Origin of the sequence: Mycobacterium sp., from assembly GCF_050701675.1 — a bacterium.
Classification (GTDB): domain Bacteria; phylum Actinomycetota; class Actinomycetes; order Mycobacteriales; family Mycobacteriaceae; genus Mycobacterium.
In genome coordinates this window covers 1-7,522 of record NZ_JBOGDD010000540.1, presented here as the reverse complement: position 1 = coordinate 7,522, position 7,522 = coordinate 1, and the positions used below count along the sequence as shown (strand labels likewise).

Sequence of the window (7,522 nt, the reverse complement as noted above, 5' to 3'; positions counted from 1 at the left end):
CCGACCGCCTCGACGGTGCCGCAGACCTCGGTGCCAACGACGAACGGCAGCTCGCGAGGGTACAGCCCCGATCGGAAGTAGGTGTCGATGAAGTTGACGCCGATGGCATCGGCCTTGATGAGCACCTGGCCGGCCCCGGGTTCCGGCTTGGGCTTCTCGACGTAGGTGAGGACATCGGGTCCGCCGGTTTCTGATACTTCGATCGCGTACATGACACCTATCATCCCAATGTGAAGCTAGCGCGGCCCGACGTTCGTCATCCCAGCATCGTTCTCGCAGGTTGCCGCGCCTTGGTCGACGGCGATGGTGACGATGCGGGCCTGGTTCCCGCGTTGCGATCCAGGGGTCTGCACGCCCGCTGGCTGGCGTGGGACGACCCGGCGACGCTCGACGCCGACCTGGTGATCCTGCGTGCGACCTGGGATTACACGGAGCGGGTTGACGAGTTCCTGGCCTGGACCGCCCGCGTCCGGAACGTTCTGAACGCGCCGAGCGTGCTCGCGTGGAACACCGACAAGAGATACCTCGCGGATCTCTCGGACGCGGGCGTGCCGACCGTGCCGAGCCGGTTCTTCGCGCCGGGGGACGAGGTGTGCATCACGCTCGGCCGCGCGGAAGAAGTGGTCGTGAAGCCATCCGTCGGAGCGGGATCGGTCGGCGCTCAACGGTTCGCCGACGCGGGTCTGGCGCGCGAGCATGCGCTGGCGCTGCACGACAGCGGCCAGACCGCGCTGGTGCAGCCGTATGATCCGCGGATCGCCGACGGCGAGACGGCGCTGGTGTTCCTCGGCGGTGAGCAGTCGCACGCGTTCACCAAGGGCCCGTTGCTGCCAGCTCCTGGTGAGCGTCCGGCCATGGACGAATCAGGGACCTACGCCGAGGAATCCCTGCGGCCCGCAGAGCCGGACTTCGAACTGTGGGACGTCGGGCACGCCGCACTGGGCGCCGCGGCGGCGAAGCTGGACGTCGACGTCTCAGAACTGCTGTACGCCCGCGTCGACGTCATCGGCGATCGCGACGACCCGCGGCTACTGGAGCTCGAACTCGTCGAACCGTCGCTGGGCTGGCGCCAGCTCGACGAGCCCGCCCGCGCCGACCGGCAGCGAGCTTTCGCGCTCGCGGTCGAGTCAGCCCTGGATCGGCTCGGGCTCGGCCCGTTGTCGCATCGACGCCCATAGCGCCGACGTCGCGGCCGTACAGGCGGCCGCGCCGAGGACGTGCACGGCAACCAGGACTGCCGGAACACCGGTGTAGAACTGCACGGTCCCCACCATGCCCTGCAGGGCGACCAGCACGAGCAGGACGACCAGGCGCAGAGTCACCGGCCGTGGCGCGCGCACGGCGAGCAGGGCGAAGCCGAGCCCGATCAGCAGAGCCACGTACGCGGTCACCAACGACGAGTGCCGATAGACCAGGGTCACGATGTCCAGACCCAGTCTCGGCACCGGTGCGTCGATGCTCTTGTCGCCGGCATGCGGGCCTGCGCCGGTCACCATGGTGCCGGTGACGAGAACGACCGAGAGGGCGACGCCGCTGAGGAACGTCAAATGACGCAGCGGGTTGGGTACTACCAGGCTCGAGACGCCTACGTCGGGTTCGCCGATCTTGACGAACAGCTGCACCGACAGCCAGACCATCGCCATGGAGACCAGCAAATGGATCGCGACCGTCCACCACAGCAGCCCGGTCAGCACCGTGATGCCGCCGAGCACGGCCTGCAATACCGTCGATGCGGGCATCAGCCATGCGTAGACGAGTACTTCGCGGCGGCGACGGGCCCGTGTCACGGCCAGCACCGCGGCGGCTGCGGTCAGTACCACCAGGAAGGTGATCATCCTGTTGCCGAACTCGACGGCCTGATGAATCACCGGCACCTCGGCCACCGCTATGGGCGTGAAGCTGCCTGGGAAGCACTGTGGCCAGGTGGGGCAGCCAAGGCCAGAGGCCGTGACCCGGACGATGGCCCCGGTGACGGCGATACCGCCCTGAGTCAGGATGACCAGCGCGGCGATCAGACGTTGGGTACGCAAGATTGGCAGAGGCAGCAGATCGACCGCTCGCTGGAAAACCCGTCCGACGCCCACTGGCCGATCGTAGAGGACCATTAACTACACGCCGTAGTAGGGAGGGTCAGGTTGCCGGCTCGGCGTGGCGCCACGAACGGGACCAGCGCCGGGTCCGTCAGCCGGACGGCCAGCTCGTCGGTGATCGGATCGCCGGTGGGCAGCACCCGATGCCACAACACGGCCACCCACACCTTCGCCCAGGCGTGCTGAACCGCCGGGGTCGGGTTATCGTTCGGCTAACCCGTCGATGTCCGGGTACGCGACGCCGTCGAGGTGCTCAACCCTTGGGTGCGAGACGCAGTTGTAGCCATGTGGTGAGGATGTCATCAGGGTGATCGAGAGGTACGCGGAAGGCATCTGCGGCTCGTCGCAGTCGGTAGCGCAGTGTGTTGGGGTGAATATTCAGTTGTCGGGCGGTCTCGGCGACGTCGCCTAGTGCGCCGAAGTAGGTACATAGGGTCGACTGGTACTGGGTCCCTCGTGCTTGGTCATGGTCAAGCAGGGCTCGGACTCCGGAATGGAGCGGTGTCTCGTTGCGGGCGAACTCGCGGGCGAGGGTGGTTAGCAGGATTTGGGCGTGGATGTCGGTGGCTGTGGCAACGGACGGCGTGGAGTCGGCGGATCCGATGACGGCGAGTACCTGATCGACCTCAAGGCGCAGCTGGTGTAAAGCGGAGTGCCCTAGCCCAGCGGAACTGATGGCGGCGTGAGCTGGATGGCCGAGGCGGGCCTCGACCGCGATGGATGCACCTGTGGCCACCCGGCGGGGCATCTCCTCGTCGCGCACAGATGGGAACAGCACGTAGACGGTGCGGCCAATAGCGACGCAGGAGACGTTCGTCCGAAAGACGCCGCAGTACTGTTCTACCGCGGTGGTCAGCTGCGGGAGCAGGGGCGAGGATCCAAGTCCGGCGGGGAAGCCGAACGCCACCACGACTGAGGGCACGCCGGCGGTCATACCGAACCGAGCTGCCGTGGTCAGGAGCGAACCGTGCCCCTCGAGCAGCGACCTCAACCATTCCGCCCGCAACTGCCGTTCGATATCGACCGCGCTTTGGGCTTGCAGGATATGAATGGCCGCGAGCCGGCAAGCGTCCTTCAGCGCGGTCTCACCATCGGGTCCGACGTGCTGATCCGCCTCGATCACCCAGATGGACCCGACCGGTTGTCGACCGGCCCGGACCGCAGCCGCGCAACGGGGCAACTCTCCGTCGGTTCGGTCGTAGGGGAAATGGACCACCCCCTCAGCGAGTAGGACCTCGCGGTACTGCCTGATGTTCTTGTCCATGTCAGGGACGCGGCGGCCCAGGATTCCGATCCGGCGCGTCCGGTCTACCTTGTGTTGCTCCAGGTTGGAGTAGGCCAGGACGTTGCGATCGAGGTCCTCGATTGCGACCGCTCCTTCCAGCGCGGTGGCGATCGCGTTGGCGAGTACGAACAGGTCGCCACTGCCGGTGTCGCTGGGGTCACTCCGAGAGTGGTTGCTGGTCACGGCCATGATCAGCGCGTCTAGGTGCCGCCAGGGCACCGCCTCGTCGACAACCAAGAGTGCGATGCCCGCCGTCTCTGCTGCGTCGGCGACGTCGTGAAGCGGTTGCCCCCTGGCCTTTACCACGACGGCCGAGTATCCACGTTCGGCGGCAGCCGGCATCGTTGTGCTGACCTGCGTGGATTTGGGTGCGAGGCCCACCATGAGCAGGACACCTCCGGGGCTGTCGGGCAGTTCGTCCATAGGGTCGAAGATCACCGGCGCACTGACAATGTTCCCGAGTCCGATGGCGTGGGGCACGGGACGAATCACGACGGTTCCCACCGTGTCGACTAAGGCCGCGACGGTCAGTGCCGACGGTTCGCGGTGTCTCCTGTGAACCTCATCCATTTGGCTAGGTTAATCGAGCCAGACTTGTCGAAACACACAACTGCCACTCAGGGTTGCGGGGCTCACACTGCTCGAAGCAGGTTGAGACCACACCAACAACCTGCAGACGCTGGCAGATGCCGTTCGAGTGTCAGCCAGCTCGAGCGTCGAAACCCGAGACACAGAAGGACATCGTGAGCACCACCGAATCACTCCGTCTTCCCCCCGCTGACGTCCTTGGCGTTTTTCCCGAGGACTCGGACCTCACCGAGGCGGGTGAACTCACTATCGGCGGCTGCAGAGTCAGCCAATTGGCCGAGGAGTTCGGCACCCCCGCTTATGTCATCGATGAGCAGGGTCTGCGTCGCCAGATCCGACGTTTCATCGATGGGTTGGCAAGCCGCTGGCCGCGTTCAACGGTGCTGTTTGCTTCGAAGTCGCTTCCGGCAGTTGCCATGTATGCGATCGCCGAGTCCGAGGGACTCGGCGTCGACGTCGCCGGCGGTGGCGAGCTGATGATGGCGCTGGCAGCTGGTGTCGACCCAGCCCGCATCTACATGCACGGGAACGCCAAGTCCGATGCCGAGATCGAAATGGCACTGCAGGCGGGAATCCGATCCATCATCGTGGACAACCTGGACGAGCTCGCTCGACTGGAGACACTGACCACGCGGCCGCAGGCAGTGATGATCCGGTTGACGCCGGGAATTGCCCCCCGGACCCACGCATCACAGCTCACTGGTGGCACTGACTCGAAGTTCGGGCTGCCCCGCGAACAGGTGGAATTGGCGGCGAAGCGCATCGCGACGCACCCGTTCCTGAGCCTGGAGGGGATCCACGTTCACATCGGTTCCCAAGTGCTGGAGACCGAGCCATTCGCCGACGCGGTGAAGACGGTTGCCGATTTGGGGCCCTTCGAGACCTACGACATCGGTGGCGGATTGGGTGTCCAATACACCGAGGACCAGCCGGCGCCGAGTGTGGAGCAGTACCTCGACGCCGTGGTGGACGCAGCACGCGCACATCTGCCGGCCGGGGCACGGTTGATCATCGAGCCAGGGCGTTCCCTGGTCGCTCGAGCGGGCGTCTCCCTCTACCGCGTCAACGCGGTCAAGCACACCGGCAAGACGTTCGTAGCCGTCGATGGGGGAATGGCCGACAACTTGGACATCGCGCTGACGGGCCAGCGCTACCACGCCGTGGTCGCGACCACGATGGACCGCGTACCAGACACGGTCTGCGACGTCGTCGGCCGCCAGTGTGAGTCTGGGGACCTGATGGTGGGTGGGGCCAAGCTGGTCGACCCGAAGGTCGGTGACCTGGTCGTCATACCCGTGACCGGGGCCTACAGCTACACGATGGCCAACCACTACAACGGCGCGCCGATTCCGCCGATCGTCTTCTGCGCGGACGGCAAGGCCTCGCTGGCCGCGCGTCGAGAGACCTACGAAGACATGTTGCAAACACACCAACCGGCCTTCACCCGCCGGTGGTGAAGGTCCACCAGCTGATCACACGTCCGAACCGCGAACCATCACATGAAGGAGACCGACCATGACAACCACGAACAGATTCCGTACCCGTGTTCTTGGCAGCACCGTGTTGATGGGTGCCGCGACCGCGCTGGTGTTGTCGGGGTGCTCCGGTGGCGGATCGGGCTCGGCGACCAGCACAGAGGCTGGTTCGAGCACGTCGGTCCAAGTCGACGCCACGGCGGCGGCGCTGTTGCCTGCCAAGTACAAGGAGTCGGGGATCAACGTCGCCGCCGACATGCCCAACCCGCCGATGGAGATGCTGGACGAGAACCAGAATCCGACCGGCTTCGACTACGACCTCGCCCAGGCGCTCGGTGCCAAGCTCGGGGTGAAGTTCACGTTCGTCCAGCAGACCTTCGACACCGCGGTGCCTTCGCTGCAGGCAGGCAAGCACGACATCATCATGGCCGGCATGAACGACACGGTTGAACGTCAGAAAGTCCTCGACTTCGTCGACTACTTCCACGCTGGGTTCGTGATCGTGGTGCAGAAGGGCAATCCAGAGAACATCACCCGGATCCTGGATCTGTGTGGCAAGAACGTCGCGGTCCAGAAGGCCACGGTTCAGGGTGACCTCCTCGAAAGCTATGCCGACAAGTGCAAGGCAGAGGGCGCCGGCCCGATCAATCTCGTGCAGCTTCCGACTGAGCTGGACGCCCAGACCGCCGTCCGTTCGAACAAGGCGGTCGCCGACGTCGTCGACGCCTCGGTGGGAACCTATGCAGCTGAAACTGCCGGGGGTGGTCAAACATTCGAGCTGGTCAAGGATGTAGAGCACCCAGGGGGCTACAACCCGGTCTACACCGGAATCGGTCTGCTCAAGGGCAACGACGACCTGGCCAAAGCCCTCAACATGGCTCTGCAATCGGTGATGGACGACGGGACTTACGCCAAGCTTCTGGACAAGTACAAGCTGTCGGACTTTGCGATCGACAAGGCCGGGATCAACCGTGCCTCGGAGTGACCTCACCGATTATGACGCCCCCGGAGGACGCCCACCGATAGACCTGAGCCCACTGCCGGCGGCCGACGGTGAGTCCGACGACGACATCGTCGCCCTTCCTTTGCGACATACGTGGCGGTGGGTCGCGGCTGGTGCATTGGGGCTCGGGTTCATCTGGTTGGCGTCGTCATTGTGGAACAACAAGAACGTCGACCATGGCACGATCGCCGCCTTCATGTTCAGCGGTCAGATCGTGCACGGCGCCGTGCTGACGATCATCCTGACCTTTCTGGCGATGGTGCTGTCGACCATCCTCGGCGTCGTCTTGGCCCTCATGCGGCTCTCGAGCAACCCGGTGATGAGTGGCCTGGCGTGGCTCTATATCTGGGTATTCCGAGGAACCCCGCTGCTGGTGCAGATCGTGTTTTGGGGCTACTTGGGCTTGTTGTACAAACAGATCAGCCTCGGCGTGCCGTTCACCGACTTCACTGTGTTCGCCGCCGACACGAACACCCTCATCCCCGCGTTCGTTGCCGGCGTCATCGCGCTGACGACCAATCAGGCCGCATACTCTGCTGAAATCGTGCGCGCGGGAATGCTCTCGGTTGACCCTGGTCAGAAGGAGGCCGCGTACTCCCTGGGCATGACGCCGTTGTTCACACTGGTCAAGGTCGAACTTCCGCAGGCGATGCGCGTGATCATCCCGCCGATGGGCAACGAGACCATTTCCATGCTCAAGGACACCGCGCTGCTCAGTTTGATCGCCGTACTCGAGCTCTACACCGTCGCCGAGCGCATCTCGGCACAGAACCTGCGCCAGGTTGAGCTGTTGGTGGTGGTCAGTTGCTGGTATCTGGCTTTGACATCTGTGTTGTCAGTCCCGCAGTACTACCTCGAGCGGCACTTCGGCCGCGGGAGTCGCGTGCTCCGACCAACGCCGATCGGTCGGGTCGTCGCTCTTCTGCGCCGGCAGCCCAAGCCGCCGGTCGCAGAGAAGGAGTCGCTATGACCACCATCGATGACGGCAGCGTGCAGGCGTCTGCCGAGCCGCTGCTCACAGCCCGGAGGGTGCGCAAGCGCTTCGGCAAAGTCGACGTCCTCAAGGGGATCACCCTGAGTG

At 64.8% G+C, this 7,522-nt stretch carries 8 protein-coding genes; 4 read left to right on the top strand and 4 right to left on the bottom strand.

From position 1 onward, the window contains the following. The coding region (locus tag ACRDUX_RS16295) for an alcohol dehydrogenase catalytic domain-containing protein (protein ID WP_526415053.1) at window positions 1-212 on the bottom strand (212 nt) is incomplete at its 3' end. Between the two features lie 18 nt (window positions 213-230). On the opposite strand from ACRDUX_RS16295, the gene ACRDUX_RS16290 reads away from it, so the two are divergent. Next, window positions 231-1,178, top strand: a complete 948-nt coding sequence (locus tag ACRDUX_RS16290; RefSeq protein ID WP_526415052.1) for an ATP-grasp domain-containing protein — start codon at window positions 231-233, stop codon at window positions 1,176-1,178. Here ACRDUX_RS16290 and ACRDUX_RS16285 read toward each other — a convergent pair. The 3 genes from ACRDUX_RS16285 to ACRDUX_RS16275 all read right to left on the bottom strand — a co-directional run bounded on the left by ACRDUX_RS16285 (window position 1,128) and on the right by ACRDUX_RS16275 (window position 3,945). Further along, window positions 1,128-2,084, bottom strand: a complete 957-nt coding sequence (locus tag ACRDUX_RS16285) for a COX15/CtaA family protein (protein WP_526415051.1) — start codon at window positions 2,082-2,084, stop codon at window positions 1,128-1,130. The two genes, ACRDUX_RS16290 and ACRDUX_RS16285, sit on opposite strands and share 51 nt — an antisense overlap. A gap of 20 nt (window positions 2,085-2,104) precedes the next feature. Next, on the bottom strand, window positions 2,105-2,251 hold the full coding sequence (locus ACRDUX_RS16280; RefSeq protein WP_526415050.1) for a hypothetical protein: 147 nt from the start codon (window positions 2,249-2,251) through the stop codon (window positions 2,105-2,107). A 92-nt stretch (window positions 2,252-2,343) separates the two neighbouring features. Then, window positions 2,344-3,945 (bottom strand): PucR family transcriptional regulator, encoded by a 1,602-nt coding sequence (locus tag ACRDUX_RS16275; protein ID WP_526415049.1) that lies wholly within the window; start codon window positions 3,943-3,945, stop codon window positions 2,344-2,346. Window positions 3,946-4,118: 173 nt separating this feature from the next. On the opposite strand from ACRDUX_RS16275, the gene lysA reads away from it, so the two are divergent. Genes lysA through ACRDUX_RS16260 form a run of 3 tightly spaced genes read left to right on the top strand, consistent with a single transcriptional unit; the run spans window position 4,119 to window position 7,411 of the window. Beyond that, window positions 4,119-5,420 carry a diaminopimelate decarboxylase gene (gene lysA, locus ACRDUX_RS16270; protein WP_526415048.1) on the top strand — a complete coding sequence of 434 codons (1,302 nt, stop codon included), beginning with the start codon at window positions 4,119-4,121 and terminating at the stop codon, window positions 5,418-5,420. Between the two features lie 58 nt (window positions 5,421-5,478). Beyond that, window positions 5,479-6,423 (top strand): ABC transporter substrate-binding protein, encoded by a 945-nt coding sequence (locus ACRDUX_RS16265; RefSeq protein WP_526415047.1) that lies wholly within the window; start codon window positions 5,479-5,481, stop codon window positions 6,421-6,423. After that, entirely contained in the window at window positions 6,410-7,411 is a 1,002-nt protein-coding gene (locus tag ACRDUX_RS16260) for an amino acid ABC transporter permease (RefSeq protein ID WP_526415046.1), read from the top strand. The genes ACRDUX_RS16265 and ACRDUX_RS16260 overlap by 14 nt, the downstream gene beginning before the upstream one ends. Window positions 7,412-7,522 lie beyond the last annotated feature (111 nt).

Coding starts and splice junctions, on each gene's coding strand:
- ACRDUX_RS16275 (WP_526415049.1), bottom strand. CDS start 3,945: ATGGATGAGGTTCACAGGAGACACCGCGAACCGTCGGCACTGACCGTC.
- ACRDUX_RS16265 (WP_526415047.1), top strand. CDS start 5,479: ATGACAACCACGAACAGATTCCGTACCCGTGTTCTTGGCAGCACCGTG.